Genomic DNA, 25,417 nt, shown 5'->3' on the forward strand with positions numbered 1-25,417 from the left:
TAAATATTTATAGATTAAAATTAATTTCCATTCCAAAATAAGGGTCTTGCAATCCCTTTCGGTTGATCTTTTCACCATTTACCTCATAAGGGGCATAATAAGTAAATAGTTTATTAGCGAACATGGATACCCTAATTTGTTTATTTTTAAAACTCTTTGACAGTTTCAGGTTTATATCCATAAGCATTGGTGTTCGATATAATTTATTTGCACTATTATTTTGAGGAATAACCAATTGTTCTAATAAGGTACCTTTCGCTTGTTCTATATCAAACACAACCAAATTTCCTTCTGTATCAACATAGTGAGAAGGTATTCCATTCAATGCTTCATTCTTTCTTAAATAATACCAATTGAATTGAAAAGAAGTAGAAAATTGCAAATCTAATTTAGGTATATAGGTATCTAGTAATAGATTGGTATTGAGTTGTTCATATTTATTTTTGGGTTCCATTTCCGAATAAAGTCCTAGATATGGATATGGTTTTCCGTTGATATTGGCATCTGATTTTCCACGTCTATAAGTACCTAAACTACTGCTATACTCCGTTCTAAACCAAGCGCCATTAATTGTAATTCGCGTATGAATAGATGGAATTCTATTAGAGCTATACTGAAATTCAATCCCTTCTTTATCTGTTCTACTTCCATTACGCGATACTTGATATAAGAAATTCTCTTGAAATTCACGATAAGGTAAATCTTCTTTGTTAGGAACAGTTGTAATTTCATCATGAGCAATTCCCGAACTATCATATTTTTTATAGTTTAAAAAACCGTATTGATTCATTGTACGAAACCCATTGTCCATCTTTTCTTTAAAGACAGTAAAGGTCAATTGATGAAATCCCCAGTTTATATCTACTCTAGCTTCAAGTTTTTTATTTAATGCAGGTGTCAACTCTTTATTTTGTGGATCAAATATGGTTGTTTTATAATTTACCGTACGATAAGCAGGATTAGGATGAAAATAATTTAACTGTTGGATATCCTTGTAATACAATTCTGGATAAAGTAAGTTCAAATCAGGAAATAGACGTTGTTGTCCCCATCCAAGAGTCAAATCAACTGTTGTCTTTTTCGAAAATAGGGTAAATTTGGGTAAGCCCCACTGCAAATTAATACGTGGATCTACATAGATTTTTCCCTGCATTTCGAACTGTGAATCTAAGTTTTGCAGTACCGATCCCCTTGCTCCAACAACCAATGTTAGTTTGTGCTGACCCAAAGTACGGGTAGCCATATGCTCTGCAAATAGTGCTGTTGTTACATAGGCAGGAATATCTTTATATGCCCTATTTCTATATGTAGCAGTTGGATCAAGAGGCTTATAGCGATCATATACTTGTCCTTTTCCGTTATTCTTGCTATACTGCCAATCTATCCCTAAACGAAAATCAGCTAAAAAGCGTAATTTTTCATAGTGAAAAGAACTGATCAATTTAAGAAAAACATCTAGCGGTTTACCATCTACCGTTCCTTGTGCAACATAGTTTGCAGCTGGGTAAAACCCGTCAAATTCTCCTTCTATTCTAGATAAAGGTAGTGCTGTTGCTGCATCAAGTTGAACAAACTTTGTTTCGCTAATCTTATCAAATCTCTGATTAATTGTTGTTTGTAATTCAATATCTCTGAAAAATGATTTTGTATTACTTTCATAAGTAAAGCTATTGTTCAAGCTGTAAAACTGATTATCAACTTTATAGCTATTAACTCCCGTTAAATCAATATCTGGATCAGATTTAGCTTCATCAATAGAAGCGGTATAGTTTAAATTAGATACCCATGAAAAATAACCTCCATTTTCAAAGTATTTTTCTTTACTTAAACGCAATGCTCCTGTTATTCTTTTGTAATTATCCAAATCATTGCGCGGTTCTGGTGTGGCATTCAAATAGTCAAGCCCAAGATTTACTTTAAAAGAAGTATCTTTTGATTCAAACCCTTTGTTTAAGGCAAATAACTTACTGTATCCATCAGCTTTAAATCTAGCTTGCCAAACAGAGTATCCCTTTTTCTTAGTTATTTTGACTACCCCAGAAGTTAGATTTCCGTATTCAACAGATGGGATTCCACGAATGATTTCGACCTGTTCAATTTGATCCGTTGATATGGTGCGCATATCAACTCCTGAGCTTACATGAATACTTCTGTTGATTACATTACCTACATTATCCAAGTAATTATAAGTATATTGTAAATTTGCATTAGAATTAAGTTGAGCCCCATCTACTACAAATAACGTTCCCAAAGATGACGTATCATAGTTTCTACTACCAACTCCTCCAGTACTTAACTCCACACGGCTAACTTCTCGAAGTTGAATCTTATTTACTCCACTTAAATAAGGATCCTGCGCCCTTCCACCGGGAACTAATTCCATTAAATCTGAAAAACTAGATGGTTGCAAGTGTTGCATAGCCCGTTGATTAATTACAGATGTGCTAGTTAACCCAGTACCTTCTTTAGATGTAATGACTACTTCATCAAGTTGATTGGCTTGAGATTTTAATACTACAAATAGAGTTTGATCCTTTAGGACATTCAATGATTGAATATGCCCCACATAGCTAATATGTTGAATGGCTACAACATATTGATCCGGTACTACATGTACGGCAATCTTTCCTCTATCATCGGTCAATTCTAAATAAGTTCTACTTGAGCTTTTTAAAGTTACTATGGCAGCAACAATATCAGCCCCCTGTTCATCTGCTACTTGGATAGAGACAAAAGATGTAACTTGCTGAGCGTAACCATAGCTAAACAACAAAAAAGTAAATAAAATAGTAGTTAAATGGGTTGGTTGTGTGAATTGTGTAAAATATTTAAACATCACAACGGTTTTGTTTTAATTGGACTGCAAATATATTATTTAAAACGATTCTAAACAACATTGTCTAGAAATATTTTCATACATTAAACAAAGTGAACACTAATATATTTTGAAACGATTTATTGTTTAGCTTAGAAAAATTTATACAAATAACTTTTTCCAATAAGTCTCCTATAAATTTATTTTAAACAAAAACCACCTAAACAAAACAAGTGATAGGTATTTTTTGTTTAAATCACCTAATTATTGATAAAATTTTATTTATTTCAATTACGAAATAATAGTATTGAAACTTGTTATTCTGTTTACTTCTAATTAAGGCCTATAAATCAAAAAGAAGTGAGGACTCTTCTCTAATTGTCTTTGTTTCTACTTTTTCAATTTTAACCACATCTTCCTTTTGAATAAGTTTTAAAAACCTATTCTACCTTTTGTTGATCCTCTCATTTCTCATTTGAGAGTGATTTAAATAGCACCTCTTCTTGATGGGTAAGTTCTAGTTAATAATACAGCTTCTTTGTAAATGAAGTATGCTCTATATAGTTTGTCAAATTATTTTATTCTATTTAAAAGTATAAAAAAAGTCCGATTTGCTCAAGAACAATCATGCTTTATCCACAACGTTTTAACTTTCAACGCAGTAATAAATATCAAGTATTGCGTATAGTATAACTTACTATTTTTTTCAAAAAACAACCCAATCAAATAAATACAAGCAAGTAATTTGTTACATCACAAAGCATCACCTAGCTACAATTAGAGAAGAATTAACCATGCTCAAATGTGAGATTAGTAAACAAAAATAGACTATCCAAATTTGGATAGTCTATATATAAATCAAGCACTTATATTGATTCAAAAAACAAAATATTACTGGGCTTATTTTTAAGTTCAGTGAATACATGGCGCTAATAGAAACAAATAAGAACTCAATTGAGCGGCTTATCTATTAAGAACCTCCTTATACAGGTTACCAATTTTTTCTAATTTTCTGTTTGTGATTTTGGATATTTTCTTTCAGATTTTTTCGTTGTGAGTTTTATCAAAATTTTTTCCAATACCAATCATATCATTTTTTATTCTAATATTCTTGTAAGCCGTAATACCATTGATTTATTCATATATACATATTTTGCTTAATAACTCTTATTTATTTCCACGTCTACTTTTACATGAGGGTAATATCCTTTACTAAATTTTGTTCCATTACTTTTCAAGAACTCATATACTTTCTTTTTTTCTTCAGAAAATTGATCAATAGATGTCAACTCAAATTCAACTATATGATAAATCAAATCAAACATTAATGTTTCCATTATCATATCCAACTCTTCTTGGCTAATTTCGTGTTTCATAGAAATCTGTAATAAAGATTATTCTAATACTTTCTTCTTATTAATCTTTTTCATTCTCCTGTCAACAATGTCTATATGTTGTAATTCATTCGTTCTGTTATCTTTTAAAAAATTATATGAATCCTGGATATCTTTTGTCATCTCTGAAACAGAACCTATATTATGCTCTAAAATATACATCAATATAGTATGAAGCATAATATTCATTACTGAATTAAGTTGGCTTTTATCTCTAAAGTTTACTTCCATTGTTTTTTATTATTGATTAAGCAGTGTAAAATGACTCTCTAAAATTAAGACAGTCATTAACAATAAGATGTAAGATATATAGCTCCTTACACAACGGTAATTATAAAATACGATATTACTAAAAATATAGAATTCACAAAAAGCTGCCTTAAATAATTAAGACAGCTGGACGCAATTTTTTATACGATTTAAGCTCCCTAGGCCCACGTACTATAATGCTAATATAAATAAAAAAATCACATTAAAACAAATTATATTAAAATTTAATTATTTATTGTTAATTTCAATTATACAAATACAAATCCTTTGATTTTTAAGCAAAAAGCAATATTTTTTTTAATTCAATATATCTATACTTATAAAAAATATCTTAGTATTTATTTAGTAAAATTATTATCAACTATAGATATAATACATTTAATTAAATTTTATTAGTAGATGAAATATATGATATCTATTTTTAACTAAATATACCACTCACTCAATAAAATGACTGTTTCACTAAATTCAAAATATACTGTTCTAGTAACAAAAAAGCCCCAATTAAGGGGCTTTCCTGTTTATATAAATATATTTTTATTTAAAAATAACGATTTATAAGATCTTGAATAATATCTCTAAAAGTGAAATGTCTAGGATAATGATATTCTCCTTCATAAATATCCCACACCCCTCTATTTCTATCATAGATTCCAACATATAAAGTAAAAGAACCCCCATAATTTGAAGAAGAAGGTGAAATTCTTTGGCCCTCTTCTAAAATAGCTTTAACAGCATCTTTGCTTATTGAACGTTCAAATTGATATTCAAGAACCTCTCCGCTTCTTACATCTTTAAATTGCGCTCTGGTCTGAGCTTGGACTGCGGTATTTACTCCAAATACCAATAAAAATAACATAATAAAATTCTTCATAGTTTCTGATTTTAAATTATTAAAAATAACGGTTAACCATATCAAATATAATAAAAAAATATAAAAATTAATTTATTTTTTAATAAAAGTTAATTTATATACTTTTTTTATCAAAAAATTATGTTTAAAAAAAACAAAAAATTCAGGTTTTTCAAACACTCAAGACTAGAATAAAAAAGCCCCTTAATTGTTTTTTTTTATTTAAGCATATTATATAAGACATAAGATATAACACTTATTTATCGTCAAATTTTATAAATCTTGTAAACATAATAGATAGACTCTACAAACGGAACGAGTTTTATATAGCAAGTAAATATCTTCTTGGAGAAATCATTATAAATCAAACAGGGAAAACACCAACTTCAAGATGAACTTTTTTACAAAAACGATATAACTTAACTGTTAGTTTACCTATCCAAAAATGGAAACTTAAAGTTGAATTTGAGCCTTTATTTTAAATGAAAGATTTTACCCAAATACCACAAGAACGATTTTTATATAAAGATGATTACTTTTTGATAATTAAAGATATTTTTCCAGTTAGTCCTAATCATTTACTTATCAGAATACTGTAAGATAGGATTACCTATAATATGATTGATTATCATTTTCGAGTCATAATCACACATATGATTAATATTTATCAAAAAGTATGGAATGATTTTAAAATCAAAGATTTCATAGATTCTCCAAATGATTAATTTGAAGTAAAATAAGACATGTAAAAAAATCGCCAATTCGCTACTAAAATCCCCCATTCCTTCTAATAAATCTGTTAAAATTCATCAGTTGATTTTCCTTTGAATTACTTTGAAAAAAGTGTTGTACAAAAATACAAAAATTGGGGATAAACCCTTATGAATGCTAGGATCTTATTTATTGTATCGGTATATTTTTATTTTCCATATATCTAATAATCTAAACATTAATCAATAGAAAAAGAAGTTTAATCTATCTGATTTCTATTTACTAAAAATTGAGCCTTCCTTCCTAAGAAGAAAAACTCAATCTTTATATTTGAATACTTATATGATAGTTGATATTATTGAGGTCTACTTGTAAATACCAACCAATTTACACATGCCAAAATACAAGTATTAGCGATTCCTAAATAAACAATAGGCCAACTAAATCCAAACATATATATTATCGGAATCCAATAAGTAAAAACGCTCCATATAGAAGACATACATATTGGACATTGTATGATTGGCTTTCTAAAGTATTTATTAATCTTAAAAAAAACATATTCCTTATGAAATTGAATACCTGTATCATGAAGAGTAATTATTATTTTTGAATCGATCCGTTTAATACGTTCATTGAGTAAATTCATAAAAGTAATAAAATCTTTGTCTGACCTCGTAATTAATATCTGTTTATTAGAGAAATTAAAATCAAACTCAGGTAATTGTACTTTTATTTTTTCTATAAGATCATAAAAGAAGTTATCTTGAAATACAATTGTTTCCTTACGAGATTTCATTAAATATTTCTTCAAAGGAAAAAGGATCATTTCACTATCATAGTCTTTCCCATTTGGCATTTTTTCCGTTTCACCTTTTGCTGAAATCCATACGCCTATCATAAAAAAAGACTCTAAAATCACATAAATTAAAACTGACGCTACTGTATAAAAAATTGTACTTGCCTCCATGGTTTGTGTGTAATTAATTCAAATTGATTATTTTTTTTATTATTCCTCTACAAATGCCAAAAAACGTTCAGCATCTAGAGCTGCCATACAACCGGTACCTGCTGCTGTTATAGCCTGTCTGTAAATACTATCTTGTACATCTCCACATGCAAAAACACCTGCTATATTTGTTCTTGCAGTACCTGGTATTGTTTTTATATATCCATTTTCATCTAAATTGATTATTCCTTCAAATATTTTTGTATTAGGTTGATGTCCTATTGCAATAAAAACACCCTGAACATCAAGTATAAACTCTTCAGATGTACTATTACTTTGCACAAGAGCACCTGTCACGGCATTGTCTTTGCCTATTATTTCTTTTAATTCTGTATGATATAGAATTTCAACATTATTCAAAGAATTAATTCTGTGTTGCATTACCTTAGAAGCTCTAAGCTCATCCCGTCTTACCAATACATATACTTTCTTACATAGTTTTGCAAGATATGAGGCCTCTTCAACTGCTGTATCTCCTCCTCCAACGACTATTACATCTTGGTTTTTATAGAAAAATCCGTCGCAGACAGCACAAGCTGAAACCCCATATCCATTATATGTCTTTTCAGAAGGAAGACCTAACCATTTGGCCGAAGCGCCTGTTGCTATAATAATTGTATCTGCAATTATACTTTTTGTACCATCAATTTCTACTTGAAATGGCCTAATAGCAAGATTAACTTGAGATACAATACCATACCTAATATCCGCGTTAAAGCGTTCTGCTTGTTCCTTAAGATCATCCATCATCATAGGTCCATTAACGCCCTTGGGATATCCTGGAAAATTATCGACCTCCGTAGTGGTTGTTAACTGCCCACCAGGTTCCATCCCCGTATAAAGTACAGGATTCAAATTTGCCCTTGCTGCATAAATTGCAGCAGTATAACCCGCTGGTCCAGATCCTATAATCAAACATGAAACATGCTCTATATCTTTGTTATCCATCATTATATTAGTTTTAAATCAAAATCATTTTTTAATAAGCTTTTTATACATCATAGGATATTTTACCAGTTGACAATTAAACAGCTGAGCCTGTTTTACAACATAGCCTGTCAAAGAATGAACTTCAGTTATTGGTTTTCCTGCTAAATAATCAGCATGCATTGAAGTGGTTGCTTCAGGAGAAAGAGCGATAAAATTTTGCCATATTCTCTCCTTTATATCAGTAGATAAATTGATGTTCTTCTGTTTTGCTATAAGATTACACTCATCGACAAGTTGAAATAAATCATTACAATAAACTTCAGATTTTTTAATTTCTCCAAAAGTTATATTATAGTAAGAAGTAATGGTTGCTATGGCAGATATAAAAATAAATTTCTCCCAAATTTTGGCAGCTATATCTGTTGTAAGAATTGATTCTATTCCTGCGTCATTGAATAACTTATGCAAAAAATTTAAACGTGCATCTTCCAAATCTTGTAATCCAAAAGTAATACTTTGATTATTTCCTAAATTTTCAACTTGACCAGGTGCAACTAATCTGGAAATAATATATGCACAACCATCTGCAACCAAATTGTGAGGATACATTTTTTTGATTTTTTCTACACTATCAACTCCATTTAATAGAGGCAAAAAAACAGTATCAGCTTTAACACAACTTCGGAGCTTTTCTACTGTTTGCTCAATATCATAACTCTTAGTACAAAGAATAATATAATCTACTTCTTGAAAATCTAACGGATTATCAGAAGCTATAGTAGGATAAGTTGTAAATCGACTCTCGTCTTTTATTACTAATAAACCATTTTGCTTAATTGCTTCTAAATTGTCTCCTCTTACCATAAAGCAAATAGAAACATTTTTATTATCATAGAATTGTTTAGCAAGTAACCCTCCAAAATACCCTCCTACTCCACCAATCCCCACAATTAATACTTTCTTTGCCATATCGTTTTTCTTTTATTTAAGATCCTTGACGATTTTATATTGATCGATAGACAAAGATCCAAGGTATACTTGTTTTACATACTGCCTAAATAAGAAAAGAAATGGTACTTATAAGAGAGTTGTATGTTCTTTCTAAAACTTTTTAAGCGATTTTCTACGATTTATCATGTAGAATACCAAGCTAAATAATGCAACTAAGAGTAAAGGAATAATAGCTAAGTTAACTCCTTTCCACCCCCAATATTTAAGAAGAGCTCCTGCAGAAAAACTAGATGTACTCATAACTGCAAAAACCAGAAAATCATGAAAAGCTTGTGTTTTTTCTTTTTCTTCTATGTGGTAAACTTGAGTTAATAAAGTAGAACCGCCGATATACATAAAGTTCCACCCTACACCAAGAAAAATTAACCCAGAGATAAAATGCATAAAATCACTTCCCGTTAAAACAAAAGCTAAATGCACAAAAAAGATAATAATCCCCAATAATATAATATTGTGTACTCCATACTTTTTAATCAATACTCCTGTAAAAAAGGAAGGAACAAACATAGCTAAAAGATGCCACTGAATAACTGTGGCAGAAGCGTCATCAGTATGTCCAATATGATGCATCGCTATTGGAGTAGCCGTCATTACCATAGTCATTACAGAATATCCTACAGCTGATGATATTAGAGCAATAATCGTATCTTTCTTTTTGATGATCTCTTTTAGTGGTCTACCTGAATTTTTTGCTTCTTTACTTTGGATAGCTGTTTTTGTAAATCCCAACTTTAATAACGATATAACAATCAAAGCAATTATGCTTAAGAATGTTATTGATAAAAAGGAATAAGCAAACATTGCATTTCCTATATGTTGTGTATACTTAGCTAAATTGGGGCCTAAAATTGCAGCAGCCACACCAGCAGCCATCACAAAAGATATAGCTTTTCCTTTACTCACAGCGGGTACTGTATCGGCTGCAGCAAAACGATAATATTGAGCAAATCCTTGATAACAACCAATCAGCATTGTTCCGAGTACAAAAGCAGAAAATGATCTATTTATAATTCCATAAAAAGACAATACTCCAGCTAATATTCCAAACAATGTACCAAACATAAATGTCCTGCGCTGACCTATTTTCTTCATAATAAATGAAGCAGGTATCATCATTGCTGCCGTACCAAGTGATACAACAGAAACAGGTAAGGTCGCTAAACTCTCGCTAGGAGCTAACTCCATACCTACTAAAGCTGATAGTGTAGACCCTATAAAAGAACTTGTCTGATAAAGGGCTTGGGAAGTTGATAACAGAAATACATTATTCCATTTTGTTTTAATTGCCATACGATATAAAGAATACAAAAAAGCCATATCTTTCTTAAATAGAAATATGGCTTTTACTAATTAATTTTCTAATTGATATGCATTTAATTGGTATACTATAAATACACACTCATTAAACACTTTTAAAATGTAATTCTAATATTCTTATTTATTAAATACTGAATATATTCTTACATCTGGTGATGCTTGTAGATAAGGTTTCAGGCTTTCTACTACATCCTTTTGAAAAAGATCTGATTTTAAATATGCTTCTGCATCCTCTACCGTTTTAAAGCCATGAAGTACCTGTACATCGTCAGTTCTAATTAATAGTTCTTTAGATACTGCTCCACTGATATCCTTTAAAAATGGCGTTTTGTATTTCAAATAAACTCCTGCTGCAGCTTCGCGATCAGCATCATTTACTTTAAGGGTTATTTCTAAGTAGGCACCTTTTATTACTCCCTTACTTTTTTGTGCAAAAGTAGTTGTTGTAAATGCGAATAAAATCGCTAATAATGCAAAAATGATTTTTTTACCTTTTCCCATGTTAACTGAGTTAAATTAATACTATACAAATATCCTTTTAAAGCTAGATGTAAGCACTGGCCAAATAGGAAAAGAGATGGTAATTTCAGGAAGTGATACAAAGTGATTTGTACATTTATCCAATCACAAGGTTATATATAAAGCCTTTTAAGAAATCTACTAGTTTTATTAAGTTTCCTTACCGAAGGTGAGTTAACCGAAATAATCTGAAAGGATGAATATATTTAAAGAGTAAAATAGGAAACCTGGTTCGATACCCGGGCTCACCGCATAAAGAAAGGTTAGCAAATAGCTAACCTTGTTACACTTTGAGAAGAATCTTAATTCTTCTATTTTTCAATTTTCTTCAAAGTATAATTCTGAGTTTTTTCCTTTATAGAATCTCCACTTAATGATTTGTTTTTAATCAACCATTGGTCAATTTCAGATTTCTGAAAGTATAGCAATTTACCATTCGGCTTTGAGAATGGGATGGCATTGGTGTGTACAAGTTTGTAGATATAGGATTTTTTAAATCCTGTATATTCCTGTAAATCATCAATGTTTAAAACCTCTTTAATTCCAGTGATTACTCTACTCTCTAGTAAGCTTAGAATGTAATCTAGTTTCTTTACTATTTCTTTGCTTTTTTTCATAATATTATAATTTTGTGGTTAATAATATTGCAATATCCAAAATCATCTTTTTCATTAAGTTTATTGTCTGTATATAGTACTAGATGGCGTTATGTGTCAATATTATTATAGCGTATCTATATACTTAAAAGCAGAAATGGCACTTTCTAATTTATTTTTTCCTATATACGTTAATAGCATTGCTTCGGTTGAATGTCCTGTTAAATCTTTAAGTAAAGAGGTAGGCATTTTTCCATAATAAAGTGTAGCGAATGTTCTTCTCCCAATATGCGTAGTTACAAATTTATATTTCTCTGCTTTAACTAGTTTTTCTTCTATATCCATGCTTAGTTTGAACACTCATACCTCCGTCTACTATATCATTAATACCAATAAGCTCTGTTAATTCTTTAATTTGTTTATTGTATTCTTGATCGACAAGTGGGGTAGGAAATTCTCCATTTCTTAAGGCTAGTATTTTCTCAATTTCAGCATGTAGTGGGACACTAATGTATTTCTTTGTCTTTTTTTGTTGGATTTGTAGAATTTTCCGTCCTTCTATTTTCATAATCATCTCGCTTTTGAATCGCATAAAATCAGATACTCGCTGTCCTGTATAACAACTAATAACAAGCCAATCTCTAGCTGTTTCTAAATATTTGAATTCATCTTCAAATTCATAGCAACTAATTTTATCAAGCTCTTCTTTTGTAAAAAAAATAATATTCTCGTTTCGATACTTTTTAAAGGTTAAAGTATCATATAACATATTAGTATGGACGCCTAAACTTCTAGCATGATTACATAGCGTTTTGATACTCACAAATTCACGTTGAAGCGTATTTTGAGCATACTCATTTTCTCTATAGTATGCTTCAAATTTCTTTCTAAACTTTTCATTTATTGTATTGAAATGGATCTGTTCATCAAAAGCTTTTTCTAAGCTTCTGAGTTTATTCTTAAGTGTAGCATATTTCTTTACATGACAATTTGATAACTCATGTTTACGATATTCTAAATAATAGTCTATATACTTAATGATTCGCGTAGGGATTTTTTGCTCAATAGTGGGATTATAAAATAGTTTAATCTTTTTATCTAACCATTTCTTGTTTATACGTTTAGCCTCTATCTCCTCTACTTCTCTTAGTATAAAATCTTGAATTTGGAAAAGGTATTGTTCTAAAATAAGCTTTTCGTTTTTTTTATTAATATCGCGAATGTTAGTTTTTGTATGAATATTCTCCCAATACTCTCTAGTAACTTCAACTTTTGAATCACTATCTAAAGTATATTTTATATTTTTATAGGTATACCTTAATCTTAGAATTAAGTTTGCCCTATCTTTGGAAGAACGATATAGAAAAGAAATTCCTGCCATGATGAACTATTTTTAAGATTAATAATAATTTTGTTATTATTAAATAACTAGGTCCATCAAGGATGACGTAAATATAGATAACAATACTAATAAAGCAAAAAGCACAGAGCGCAATAAGAGACCTTTTGATGTCAAGACTTTAAAATATTATCAAAGAAATAACCGTTATATTGAATTAAAGCAAATCTTACAGCTCTATCAATTTAACATCTCAATCAAGTCTGATTTTCATAGTAAAACTTGTACGCTTTTTGTACGCTAAGTGAAAATTATCTGAAACTAAAAGATCTTTAAAAAAATATAAATAGCTACAAATCAATATATTAAACAACTTGTTTTTCGCTTAATTGGAGATGATTTGAAGTCTAATCATTTCGGCGACTCCACAGAAATAAAAGCCTAACTATTGATAATTAAATAGTTAGGCTTTTTTTGTTTCGTTATTTGTAGACTTTTTGTAGACATTGGTGTTTTAATTTTTTTTAATAGACTAAAGGAATGTCTTATTTTTTGATTTTTATATAATTAAATTCCATCTTCTCCACTTAACAAAAACGCAATCAGCTTGTAATTAATTGATTGCGTTTTTTATTTGGTATAACTTGTATAGAGTTTAAATTTAACACCTACTATCATTTTTCAACTTTTCTATATGTTTATCTATCTCTAATGAAAATACTTCATATTTCTCAATCGAATTAGATTTTTCGATCTCCCTCGATTTTAAATTAATAACAATCTGAAATATAATACTATTAGAGCTGCACTCATTAAACAAATTAAAAAAGCTTAATGGAGTATTTTATATCACTAAATCTAATTCACAATGCACTTTAACAAGAAGATCTGAATAATTTTTTTTGAAAATTTAATTATTTTCATGATATCCAGCCGATCGAATTAGGTTTTGTTTTAAACTTAAAAACAAAACAACTAATTATAAATGACTTAATAATCAATTGTGAAATAAAATAACAATTAAAAGTTATTTTTTGCTAATTATAAAATTAATCAATATGTTTGAAAAATTAATTAACAAAAAATATTATATCATGAAAAAATCACTTGCAACATTTCTTGGATTATTTATATTTGTATCTTGTTCCTCAGATCAAAACATTTCTAAAGGAGATGAAGCACAATTAAATTCAAAAAACATCGAATTTAATTTAAATTATATTGGCGAAGAACACAATAAAGGTCTAAATTATATCTACAATAAAATATCTTCAAGTAACTACACTTTTGACATTGAAGACTATTCAAAATCGTATTATGACATCAACAATGTCACTGAAGAATATTTAAATTATTCAAACATTGATAAATCTAAGAAAGTTTACTTTTACAACAAAAAAGACATTGATGTTTTTTTATTACAAAAAATAAACTTTAGCTCAAATGCAAAAAAAATCTTAAACGACTATAATATCCTTTTTGATAGTGATGATAATTTAGATGTTGTAAACCAGAAAATGAAGGATCTAAATAAGGAGTTAGATTTTTCATATAGTAAAAAACTTCTTTTCGACAAAGAATACTTAATATTAAAATCTTATATGATTACTGGACAATATTCTTTAGATTATTGGGGAAAAAATATAGATAACTGGATTACAAATATTGATAGAAATATAGAGAAAAGCAAAACATCTAATAAATATCAAACTAAAAGTTGGGACTGGGATAGATTCAAAAGAGCTGCTAAGAATATGGCTAAAGCTGACGCAAGAGGAGCTGCTGTAGGAGCTGTAGGAGGTTTGATATTTGGAAGTGCAGCTGGCCCAGGTGGTACAGTGCTTGGAGCAGCTGGAGGAGCAGTAGCTTTTGGAATGAATGGAAGTGCAGTAGCAGGTGCGGTAGAATTATACAATGGGTATGTGGTTGTAGACCAAAATCTTAATTTTCCTATATTTGCAAATAATTTAAATTTAAATGATGAATTATTTTTATCAGATTTTAATAAAAACATAGCTACACCTGTCTTACTTAAATAGATACTAATGAAAAAAAAGCTAATCTTTTTATTTTCATTCTTAGGAATGACTTTTGTATTCTACTACATTTATAAAGACATTCTATTATCTATATTGGCAGGTTTAATTACTTCATTAATAAGCATATGGGGGATTTTTAGATTAAAAAAGTAATATACAAAAAAAGTAAGCCGACTAAAACAGTCGGCTTACTTTTTTCAATGGTTTTCTGAATATATAAATTAAAAAAACAACTATCACCAATGGTACAATAACCACACTTAACCAACTAAACTGCTTCCGTTCCACTTTCCTCCTATCCTCCTCTTCAGTTTTCTTTTCATCCTGATCAAAACTCAACTGAGCATTTTCCTCTTTTACTTTCGTAGATTCCAATTCCTCACCAGCTTATTTGTTCTTCAAATCAATTATTGGGTGATAATAGAAAAACCCTCGTTTTAAAAAGATGAGGGTTTATTTTGTTAGGCTTTTATAAATAATTTCGTTTTATAACGATCGTTTCTTTATGGTTCTGCCTATAATAGAACCAATTATTAAAGATAAAATTGAAATAGGTATAATATATTCTCTAGGGATTTTAGGTAAAAGATCAAGTTCTTTTAAAACAAAATTAAGTAGTAAAACCCCTAGTATTATCAATAGATATATAATTATTTTTTTCATATTATTTATTTAAAAAGCACAATAAACTCCGATTCCTGCAACTCCTGCCATATAGCCTAAAAAAGAAGAGCCTCCTGAAGGTACGGCAGCAGCGGCGGCACCTGCTAACAATACTTGATTTAAAGGATCAGACATTCTCTCTTCCATGCAACTATACCATCCACCTCTAGTGCTAATTAAATTGTTACTTTTGCTCTGATTTATATGGTTGTAAATCTCTATCGTTTTAATGTTTAAATTATTACTAGCATCATAAAGCATTGCTATTTTTTGAAGTTTGACATTGTTTTCATTTAAAACAAAAAATTCATTTTCAGCTATTTTCTTTATGTAGTATACTAAACTTGTTTCCTTAAATGAAATTGTAAACAAATCAATTCCATCATATTCAACTAAAGCAGTCCTTATTTCACCAAAAGAGTCTATAAATTTATTTTCTAAAAAAATACTTCTTTGATTTTATTAGCATCGCATTTTCATGAGAAGGAACAAAATTTGTTTGAACATCTAAATTCACTTTTGAAATATTATCTTTTAATACAAAAGCATTGTGATTATAAGTTAATTCATCTTTTTTCATTTTAGCGTCATCAGAAGAACAAGAAATAATTAGTGAAGCTCCTAACAATGTAAATAATAGTTTTTTCAAAATTTTAATTTTTAATTTAACAAAGTGCAATTTTATCCCATATTTAACATAATTAAAATACCATGTGTATGGTATTTTAGCTCATATATGACTAATTCTTAAAACACAACTTAGCGCTATAATTAGCTTGCAATCAAAACATTCTATGGAAATACCTGAAAAAAGAAAGTAATACAGAGATATATGATTTGTTATTAATAGCCTGGAAAACTAAAAAACTACAAATAAAAAAGACCTTAAGTTTAATTTACTAGGACGGTTTATGGTTGTTCTTTACGCAAAATCATTATTACTTACCTTTTTAGATACATCAGTACCTTGTGACTGATTTATCTACCTATGCAAATATGATTATACATACAAAGAAACTTTATAAACCAGCTGAATCTGATTTATGAAGTTTTGTGGTAATACTTGGCATTTTAGTGTCAAATAACGGGTGATTTCTTAAAATGAAATCACTTTAGATTTTACGTTGTAAAATTGGTGGAATTACTAATCGAAAGATTAGAGCAAGTTATGTTTTGAGGCACTCGAAATTGAGATTCGAGCTTTCAAAACTACTTGCTTTTGCAGAGAACTGGAAAACTACTCCAAAGTCGTTAGTTTTGTGTAAAATAGTAGATAGACTCAAAATATTGAGTGGTTTACGGATTTACGTAATAGAATTAGAAAAGTTATACTATGTTTGAAAGTAAAATTATTTCACTATACATTTAAAAAGATAGTTTTAGTTTTGATAGTCTCCTTATCAACAATTAGATAGTTTACTAAAAAACTAATTATATTAGTAATTTGTTATATGAGAAAAGTGTATAAATTGAGAATTTTACACAACTATGCCTATTTCATATTGTAAAGAAAAAGTGTAAGTGGCTATATTATCTAAAAAACATATTATTATATTTAAACCTATGATTCAAAAGCAAAAAGCATATAATTTGGAGGAAGTTTTTACGCCAAGTAAACCTGCTGATTTAGCCTTTGTTGAAAGAAATGAAATTAATCGTAGAATTGATCGTGCAATTAGAACCAGTGGAAAACAAATTATAATTTATGGATTTTCTGGTGTTGGTAAGACTACACTATTATCTAAAAAATTAAAAGAATTTGAAATAAATTCTATAAAAACAAGTTGTATATCAGGAATGACAATTCAAGATATTGTAATTGATGCTTTTAATCAACTTGCTGTATATTATCCTTTTGATAGAATAATATTTCCTTTTGAAAAACTCTTTAAAAAACTACATACAGATGACATCTACCCAAAACGCAAAAGTGAGTTAGAAATTCATTTAGATTATTACTTTAATAATGAAGAAAAAATAATTTATGAAAAGCATTTTAGAAAATGGATTAAAGAATTAAATGTTCCAATTTATACTTTTCCAGAAACTAAAGTTGAAGGTTTTCTTCGAAATAATGAGAATCACAAAAGTTGGGAGTCTGAGAACCATTCAAAATGGAAGTTTATATTTGAAGAACAATGGTCATCATTAGAAAATCAATCTTTAATTATTATCAAGCTTCCAACCAAAATGAACTCATATCATGATTTTTCTGAAACATCACTATATGAATTTGATAAAATTGATAATATTATAAAAAGAAATCAAAAACTAAGTTTTAAGGTAGATTTAAATGGAAATAAAGAATCTTTAATAGAGTTGTCCAAAAGAATAGAAAAGAACTGTACAAGAATTTGGGATGGAACAAGGAATTTACCACTTACAAATTTTGAAATATATAAAATCATCATAGACTACATTTTTTTCGAATATTATGAATATAATTTTAAGAAAGTTTATTCTATTAATAATGAGGAATTAATTACTATTGAACTAACAAATAAATATCATAATGTAACAAGATGTTATGTAAGAAAAGACAAAATAAAAAACGCTTTTAGAGATGATATTAAACATATTTTAAATGAAAAATATAGCAAAAATATTAATTCGTTCATCTTATTAAATGTAAGTATTCCTCAAATTATTTTTGGCTTTGAAAAACTTTTATCCTTGTTCAAAGAAGAAATGATTGCTTATCAAGTTGTTTATAATAGTGAAAAAATAAATCCTGTTATATTCTATTCACCAGTTGAATTAAACAGACTTGGATATAAATAAAAAACTTACACCTATGTCTAGTATTTACCTGATGGATATTTAATATGTTGTAAATAGATTACGAAATTTTTATATTTAAACAGTTAATTATGAAGTCAATATGACTTCGGTATGAGAATAGATTATTCTATTTAATCTTAAATTTACTATAATACAAAAACAATAAAAGATAAAACTAATTTTTAAATGATAACAATTGAAAGTCTAATAGGAATATTAAAATTAGGTCTTGAAAACCTTAACGCATTAAATAAAAAAAACAAGAATATCAATGTTCGAGATATTTTAGTAATAAATGAAGATACTTTATGCTGTAATTTTTACCCAGATGCTGAAAAATCAATGGATGTCAAATTGGAAATCGCTACTATTATGAGTTTTTTTAATGGTTTTTTTAGTAATGATGGATATGAAGGAATTTGTTTTTCCCATTACACAGTTAGAGCATTTGATAAAAATAACGTAGAAGTAATTTATGCTATCTCTTCAAAAACTACAGCTGCATTAATTGCTAATGGTAACTCAATTGATTGGTTAAAGTCAACTCTTTTTCAAGAAAACACATCAGATTATAGACTTTCACAAGCAAAAACAATAATATCGGAAATAGAAAACTGTTTACGGGAGCTTATTAAAGTTAAACTCAATGCAAAATACGGAGAGAATTGGTGGGATATTTCTTTGGATAATAAATTAGGAAAATCAGTTAAGGATACATACTCTAATCAATTCGGTGTTGAATGTAATGATGGGGATATATTGATTTTATATACATTCACACTTCAATTGAAAAAAATCATTACAGCTAACTTTAATATGTTTAAAACGTATTTTGATGATCTTTCTAGTTTTAATAATCAAATGGATAACCTTAATTTAATTAGACGTGAAGAGGCACATAATAGAGAAATTACTGAAAGTCATTTAATCCAACTAAACAACTTACATGAAAGGTTATTATCTAAGGTATTGGTTGAGTTAACAGGATTTCAATCAATTTATTTAACGGAGAATTGGAAATTAAAAATAAAAAAAATATTTATAGAAAAGCCTTTTAAATCTATTTATAGTGAACAAGATGTTTTAAATGAAGAAAACTTAATAAGCAAAATACAAAAATCTAAGAAGAATACAGAACATTTAATTTCTTATTTAAACGAAACTATTATCAAATTAAAATCTATTTCTGCTCCTATTCATAAAAAAACAACACATAGGGATTTAGTAAAAAATCTTGCAGTTTTTAGAGAATTACAAGATGAATTACTTTTAGCACATTCAAAATTCGACAAAGATAATTTAAACTCTATTGTAATAAGAATTAATACTCATAAAAAAGTAATGGATGACTTTGTTTATAATTATTTACTTAATGAGAGTTAAAATTACTTTAAGTTTTATAATACTAGCTTAGCGAACTTATGAAAATGATATACAACAAAGACAACATTTAGGTATCTCAGATTATATAAATTATAAAAATAAAAACTAGGTATAATATAGACTAATATGCTTAACGTAAGTTAAAATCAAGGTTTAAATTCACTTGACGCTGAATAGAGAAATGTTTTTCCAATTTTTATTAATAAAAACCAAGTTCAAAATGTTATGTGACAAATTATCAAAACAAGAAGTTTTCAATAATAAAATACAAAAATGAATATATAAGTTCTGAAAAAAATCTTCAGAAACAATTGAGAATCTGTATTATGATTTACTTGTAAAGTATAATTTTTACAATCCTATTTGGTGAAATTAAATATATATCTTAATAAAGCAGATTTTTAGAATATAAAAAATACAAAAACATAATGAATAATAAATATAAGTGGTCTAATAAAGATACTATTACATTAAAACTTTGTCTTATATTAATAATTGTATTTATATCCTTTGAATCTAAAATAATGGGTATTTATAACAAAGAAATACTATCTGTCCTTTCTGAAGTCGAAGAAAATGTACTTCCATTTGTTCTTATACTAATTACTTCAATCGCATACTGCATTTTCAAATTCAGTAATTGGCATACAAACAAAGTTTTTACCCCCTACAGATACTTAATAAGTGTAGGATGTTTTGTTATAACTTATATATATTACCGTTGGATTACTAAACAATATATAGCTTACCCGAATTATTGCGGTATAGGTTTAAGTGATTTACTTGTGTTTTTACTAATAGTAATAACAGTTTATCGTGGTTACATAAATCTTAAACAAGTACTTATACCTAATAGTAATGTTGAAAAGTCAAATATTGATTACTGCCCAGATTTTTCTATTCAAGAACAAAAGTATGATTTACTGAAACTTGATCAAAAGATAAAGCAAGTAAAGTTACGCATTGATAATCTTAGTGTGGAATCGCATGGTTCTACAAGTATTGGAATAATTGGAAAGTGGGGCCAAGGAAAAAGTTCTTTTTTAAATCTATTAAAAGAACAATATGACAAAGACGGTAATGAAAATGTAATAATCAACTTTAATCCAAGATATTCTAAAGACTTAAAGAGCATCCCATTTGACTTCTTTGAACTATTGATATCAAAATTAAAAACATATAATATTGAATTTTCAAACACTTTTAAAGAATATCTTAATGCTATTAAAGTAATTGATAAAACAAGAATACTTGAGGCTCTTACTAGTAGTCCAGTGTTTCTTGACAAGGAACTAACAAAAGATAATCTTAATACTGAATTTAGAAAAATAGGAAAGAAAATTATAGTTTTTATAGACGATTTAGATAGACTTCAAGCTGATGAAATAATTGAAATTTTTAAAATTCTCGATTACACAGCTTCTTTTAGTAATGTTGTTTTTATAACAGCCTATGATAAGGATTATGTAAACGGTATACTTGATACTCGATATCATAAAGCGGAAAGTTTTTTTTCAGATAAATTTTTTAATAAAGAAATATTCTTACCTCCTATAGGTAAAGATATTATTTATAAATACTTGAATGAAAAAATAGAGCAGAGTTTTGATAAAAGTACAGATGAGTTCGAAAAAATCATGAATACACTATACATCCGCGAAAACATTATACATAAAGTATTTCTTTCTCTGCGAGATGTTAAACGATTTTTAAATATTTTTATTTATAGATATCATAAATTAAAAGGTTACTTAGATTTCAATGATTTGTTTTTATTATTTATACTGAAGAGTAAATGGTATGATTTCTACCTATTTGTATATAGAGAGTATTTCAATATATATGATGAATGGATACTTGATAAAGCAACAGCTAATCAAAAATCAGAACCTTTAGAGAACAGAATAATTAAAAATTATCTCGCTCTTGATACAAACGAGAGTAACGCATTAAAAAAACATAAAGATTTAGTTGAATCAATTTTAAAAGAAATTAATTTTTTAGAAACTAGCCGCAACAATCAGAAAGTATTATTTGAAAATTATTTTCAAGAATATGAAGAAGATAATGATTACAAACTTACCTATAAGTACATTGAACGTTTTGTAAATAAAGAGTTTAGTTCCATTAAACTAGAAATTGATTGGTATTTTGATAAAAAAAAGTATAATGAATTATGCAAGTTTGTTGGGCATTTTGATTTAAATAATATTACTAGTAAAAGTAATTTAGAAAACTACCTCGATTTATTAATTTATATAAATACAAGGTCAAATAATGAACAAGGCACATATTTTCAATTATTAAAATTTTTCGATAAAAAAGATTCTAATGTTATTTCTTTTAAACAAAATTTCGAGATTAGTGATGATAATTACAAGTCATTAATACTTGAAAAGTTATATATAGGATATCCTCATTATCCGATAAAATTTATTCGAAATCTAATCTCTAAGCTTTTTCCATCCGAACAACTTGAGGGAGAAATTACGATTACTCAAGTTGTTGAAAATCATGAAATTCTAACACTTTCTAAAAGGTATTTTGAAGATTACTTAAAAGAGAACCCTATATTTAAAAAAGGACATTTAGATATATTATATGTTTGTATAGAAGATATAAGACGAGACTTTCATAGAAATATTAAACTTGACGAAGAAATTTGTGCTAAAGTGGAAAAACTAATCAGATATAACCCATCTGAATATTTCAAAATAGCTTTGAGTTATCTGCATAATGAAGTATATATAGAACCATTCTACACTCAATTATTTAAATCTAATGAAAATTTTGAACGTTTTATAAGTGATAAAATGTATGATAATATTGAGAATGCTAACTTAGTGCGAAATTACTGGTTGTTATACAAAAACAATGAATACAAGTCGGTATCTTTTAATGGTTTTGAAAGCATGGAACAAAAAATAAACAAAGAATTCAAAACTGAAATAAAACAGCTTGAGCAAATTTTAAAATTGAAAGAAAGATTCATTGAAATAGAAATAAACAACCTTAATGAATTTTTAAAAGAGGTTTCTGAAATCACGAAAGTTTCTAAATTTTTTACACCATCTAATGCTAGAGAATTTTGTGTAAAAGCGACTACAAATGTAGAGAAAGTTTTGGATGGGCTTAAAAAGATAAAAGAATTAATCCTGGAGGCTCAAAGTACAAAATATAGTAATTTTATAAACATAGTTGTACTACAAGATCTAAAATATTATCAGGTTAGAAAGTTAAAACTTGATGGTATGGAGAATTTTGACGATATCATACAAACTGTTGAGAAGGTTAAGGAAGAGAAGAAAATTAGTATCGAAATTCTCGATAAGTTACAAACCTCAGTTGAATTTGTATCACTTTGTTACAATAATCTAGAGCCAAGTTTAAATAGAATTGATGAGGCTTCATTTAGTATTGATTTTCAAGATTTAGTAATTAATATTGGCGATAATTCTTTTGATTTCTACGGTGGAAAATTTGATGTGATAGGAGGGCTTGATTCTGACATAAATGATAAACCAATTAGGGTAAAAGTAAAAGTTACTGGTAGTGGTAATTATAAATTGAATGAAAATGGAAATGTTAAAGAAGTATATAATTTAGAAATTGACAAATCATCTCTAATGGACATGAAAAACTAAGCTAAAATTCACTATATTCGATTTAGAATCAAACGTTTCTAATCTAGTTAAAAACTTTAGTAATAAGGTGCTCACCACAATCCAAAAAAGTGAACCTTCCTATTTATAAAGCATACGGCATAAAAGAGACTAACCCTCTTTCTCCACAACATTAACTGAATGATTGTCTTATAAGGGCTCAAAACATAACAAAAGCCTGCTAATTGATTCATTTTGCAGGCTTTTATATTTGATTTAGATACGTATTTGTTTTAAAAACACTCAAAATATGAATATCTAATTCGGTGCATATACATTATAGTGTTTTCTTACGGATTCTTTCCAATTTTTTGATGATGATTTAAGGAAAAAACAACTTTCTTATTTAACTAAACATAGCCTATTTGTTTATAATAATCTTATTTGGTTCCTGAGAAATCTACATCTGCATTGATCACCATAGGTCCCCATTGGCTATTCGCTACAAAATTTAATTGCATTGTATAACTAGTGCCATTTTTGGTAATCGTTGCATCCACATCAATATTTGAATATACCCCTAGAACGCTGAATCCATCAATTTGAGTTCCTTGAAAATGGATTGTATTCCCGCTTTCTGTATAAGGGATATTATCCATGTCAATATTAATATTAGCGGGCATTTTTCCAACCTTAAATGGCTCAATTTCTAATCCTATCGTTTGTGCAGCTTCGTTTACTGTAATTGTAATGGTTTTATTTTGTACATCTGCATAATCACCAGGCCCCGATCCTGCAAGCATACTATTGATTACATACGTTCCCGTATAAACTCCTGCATAATCACCCGCAGCAAAAGTTGCAAAACGACTATCACTCTTCACTCCATCCGCATGGAATAAATCATAGAAAAACGTCTTGTTTGCTACTTGTTGATCTTGTGCTTGTATTTCATTATCCTCTGTACTACAAGAAGTAAATAGCAATACGCCCAAAAGCGAAAATGCCGAAATAAATTTGAAATTTTTCATAATAATATAGTTTTAAAGTGGTTAATAAAGGCTATGTTTAGTTTTAAATTTTTATCGATTTCCTACATTTATTCTAAGTTTTAACCCTTGAACGAAGTGAATTTCCATGTCTGTCAATCGGAGTTTAGCATAATCATAAGAGTCTCCAAGCCAATCTGTAGAGCTCCAAGTACCAGTAAGGGCTCCCCCATCAATTTTATTTTGTCCTTCTATACTTACATAGGCGATTTTTGGTTGGTCACTTTGTAATAATTTGGTGTGTATAGGAGTCTTCCAAGTTGGATAAATGGGTGGATCAGGATTAAACAAAAACTGAATATCTCCTTCAAAAGCAAGAGTATATTTTTTACCAGCCAGCTCAAAATCAACAGGCCCAATTTTACCATGTGTCTGTTTAGGATTATTCGGATCATAACTAAAAGTGAGTGGAATATCCAGATTGATGCTGTTGTTTTCTTTATCTGTCAGTACCCCGTTAAACATTTGATTTGAAAAATTGAACATCTTATTTCGAACTTTATCAATCTGACGGTGCGTATCATAATAGCCATCTAGGAGCACTAAATATTGATCTAATGGATGTGCATCAAAGGTTTGGTCTGGAGAAATAGAAGTTACGCTCATGAGTTTAAAATTGATATCCATAAAAATCTCATTGGTATCGGGATTGTAATAACCATTTACTTCTGCACTAGGACTTGAATCATATTGGATTCGTTCTCCTTGTTCATTGTAGATGTACGAACCCGCTGTTGCTTTATTCGAACGCGTACCGAAATAAATCCAGTTTTTCTTTTCTGGATATGCGTCTACATATTTGTTTATGATGTCTAGTTTTCCACTGATTGTTGCCGCTAAGGGCATATTGCCAAACTGAAATTCAGGCATTTCGAAATAAAGTTTATTCGGATCATTTTTGTCATAATCAAACTTAAATTTCACGGGCATTCCCTTTTCTCCAACAGTTCTCTCTCCATTGGAACGAAAAGCTCGAGTATAAATAATTACCTCTTTATTTTTAAACTTTTGTTCAAAAAGATTTTCTTTAGCTTCTTCTAATTCCACTTCAGATTCTGTGGTGCTACATCCACCAAGAAACGCAAATACAGCTAAAAGAAAAATAATATATACGGTTTGTTTCATTGCTTATTGGG

The 25,417-nt window shown here is 28.5% G+C and carries 20 protein-coding genes; 4 read left to right on the forward strand and 16 right to left on the reverse strand.

Going from position 1 to position 25,417, the window contains the following annotated elements; all coding sequences use genetic code 11:
* Positions 1–7 precede the first annotated feature (7 nt).
* From M2306_RS05195 to M2306_RS05250, 12 genes are all read right to left on the reverse strand, one after another.
* Entirely contained in the window at positions 8–2,836 is a 2,829-nt protein-coding gene (locus tag M2306_RS05195; protein ID WP_259188703.1) for a TonB-dependent receptor, read from the reverse strand.
* 1,136 nt (positions 2,837–3,972) lie between these two features.
* Positions 3,973–4,191, reverse strand: coding sequence for a hypothetical protein (locus tag M2306_RS05200; protein WP_002992054.1), 219 nt, complete (start codon positions 4,189–4,191; stop codon positions 3,973–3,975).
* Between the two features lie 18 nt (positions 4,192–4,209).
* Positions 4,210–4,440: a hypothetical protein gene (locus M2306_RS05205; protein WP_060875544.1), complete on the reverse strand. Its 231-nt coding sequence runs from the start codon at positions 4,438–4,440 to the stop codon at positions 4,210–4,212.
* A gap of 580 nt (positions 4,441–5,020) precedes the next feature.
* The gene (locus M2306_RS05210; protein WP_002992048.1) at positions 5,021–5,353 is read right to left on the reverse strand and encodes a hypothetical protein; all 333 of its coding nucleotides are present in this window, start codon (positions 5,351–5,353) and stop codon (positions 5,021–5,023) included.
* Between the two features lie 1,045 nt (positions 5,354–6,398).
* Positions 6,399–7,013: a hypothetical protein gene (locus M2306_RS05215; RefSeq protein ID WP_259188697.1), complete on the reverse strand. Its 615-nt coding sequence runs from the start codon at positions 7,011–7,013 to the stop codon at positions 6,399–6,401.
* Between the two features lie 39 nt (positions 7,014–7,052).
* Positions 7,053–8,003 carry a thioredoxin-disulfide reductase gene (trxB, locus tag M2306_RS05220; protein WP_259188695.1) on the reverse strand — a complete coding sequence of 317 codons (951 nt, stop codon included), beginning with the start codon at positions 8,001–8,003 and terminating at the stop codon, positions 7,053–7,055.
* Between the two features lie 21 nt (positions 8,004–8,024).
* On the reverse strand, positions 8,025–8,951 hold the full coding sequence (locus M2306_RS05225) for a ketopantoate reductase family protein (protein WP_259188693.1): 927 nt from the start codon (positions 8,949–8,951) through the stop codon (positions 8,025–8,027).
* Between the two features lie 132 nt (positions 8,952–9,083).
* Positions 9,084–10,283: an MFS transporter gene (locus M2306_RS05230; RefSeq protein ID WP_259188691.1), complete on the reverse strand. Its 1,200-nt coding sequence runs from the start codon at positions 10,281–10,283 to the stop codon at positions 9,084–9,086.
* A 144-nt stretch (positions 10,284–10,427) separates the two neighbouring features.
* The gene (locus M2306_RS05235) at positions 10,428–10,811 is read right to left on the reverse strand and encodes a hypothetical protein (RefSeq protein WP_259188690.1); all 384 of its coding nucleotides are present in this window, start codon (positions 10,809–10,811) and stop codon (positions 10,428–10,430) included.
* Between the two features lie 329 nt (positions 10,812–11,140).
* On the reverse strand, positions 11,141–11,446 hold the full coding sequence (locus M2306_RS05240) for a helix-turn-helix transcriptional regulator (protein ID WP_259188689.1): 306 nt from the start codon (positions 11,444–11,446) through the stop codon (positions 11,141–11,143).
* A 105-nt stretch (positions 11,447–11,551) separates the two neighbouring features.
* Positions 11,552–11,770, reverse strand: a complete 219-nt coding sequence (locus M2306_RS05245) for a hypothetical protein (protein WP_498882783.1) — start codon at positions 11,768–11,770, stop codon at positions 11,552–11,554.
* A complete protein-coding gene (locus M2306_RS05250; RefSeq protein WP_498882784.1) occupies positions 11,745–12,806 on the reverse strand; it encodes a phage integrase SAM-like domain-containing protein in 1,062 nt (353 codons plus the stop codon). The genes M2306_RS05245 and M2306_RS05250 overlap by 26 nt, the downstream gene beginning before the upstream one ends.
* A gap of 1,016 nt (positions 12,807–13,822) precedes the next feature.
* Between M2306_RS05250 and M2306_RS05255 the strand changes: the two genes are divergently transcribed.
* Positions 13,823–14,803 (forward strand): glycine zipper 2TM domain-containing protein, encoded by a 981-nt coding sequence (locus M2306_RS05255; RefSeq protein WP_259188687.1) that lies wholly within the window; start codon positions 13,823–13,825, stop codon positions 14,801–14,803.
* A 672-nt stretch (positions 14,804–15,475) separates the two neighbouring features.
* On the opposite strand, the gene M2306_RS05260 is transcribed toward M2306_RS05255, so the two are convergent.
* Both M2306_RS05260 and M2306_RS05265 read right to left on the reverse strand, forming a co-directional pair.
* Complete coding sequence (locus tag M2306_RS05260) at positions 15,476–15,838, reverse strand: hypothetical protein (protein ID WP_259188685.1); 363 nt, start codon at positions 15,836–15,838, stop codon at positions 15,476–15,478.
* A 58-nt stretch (positions 15,839–15,896) separates the two neighbouring features.
* The gene (locus M2306_RS05265) at positions 15,897–16,115 is read right to left on the reverse strand and encodes a hypothetical protein (RefSeq protein WP_259188684.1); all 219 of its coding nucleotides are present in this window, start codon (positions 16,113–16,115) and stop codon (positions 15,897–15,899) included.
* A 914-nt stretch (positions 16,116–17,029) separates the two neighbouring features.
* Between M2306_RS05265 and M2306_RS05270 the strand changes: the two genes are divergently transcribed.
* From M2306_RS05270 to M2306_RS05280, 3 genes are all read left to right on the forward strand, one after another.
* A complete protein-coding gene (locus M2306_RS05270; protein ID WP_259188680.1) occupies positions 17,030–18,247 on the forward strand; it encodes an ATP-binding protein in 1,218 nt (405 codons plus the stop codon).
* A gap of 186 nt (positions 18,248–18,433) precedes the next feature.
* A complete protein-coding gene (locus M2306_RS05275) occupies positions 18,434–19,630 on the forward strand; it encodes a hypothetical protein (protein ID WP_259188678.1) in 1,197 nt (398 codons plus the stop codon).
* Positions 19,631–20,058: 428 nt separating this feature from the next.
* Positions 20,059–23,274 carry a KAP family P-loop NTPase fold protein gene (locus M2306_RS05280; RefSeq protein WP_259188676.1) on the forward strand — a complete coding sequence of 1,072 codons (3,216 nt, stop codon included), beginning with the start codon at positions 20,059–20,061 and terminating at the stop codon, positions 23,272–23,274.
* A gap of 398 nt (positions 23,275–23,672) precedes the next feature.
* Here the strand turns inward: M2306_RS05280 and M2306_RS05285 are convergent, their stop codons facing one another.
* Together M2306_RS05285 and M2306_RS05290 are read right to left on the reverse strand one after the other, a co-directional pair.
* Complete coding sequence (locus M2306_RS05285) at positions 23,673–24,263, reverse strand: calycin-like domain-containing protein (RefSeq protein ID WP_259188674.1); 591 nt, start codon at positions 24,261–24,263, stop codon at positions 23,673–23,675.
* Positions 24,264–24,314: 51 nt separating this feature from the next.
* A complete protein-coding gene (locus M2306_RS05290) occupies positions 24,315–25,406 on the reverse strand; it encodes a DUF4903 family protein (RefSeq protein WP_259188672.1) in 1,092 nt (363 codons plus the stop codon).
* Positions 25,407–25,417 lie beyond the last annotated feature (11 nt).

Origin of the sequence: Myroides gitamensis (assembly GCF_029894455.1) — a bacterium.
In the GTDB taxonomy this organism is placed as follows: Bacteria; Bacteroidota; Bacteroidia; order Flavobacteriales; family Flavobacteriaceae; genus Flavobacterium; species Flavobacterium odoratum.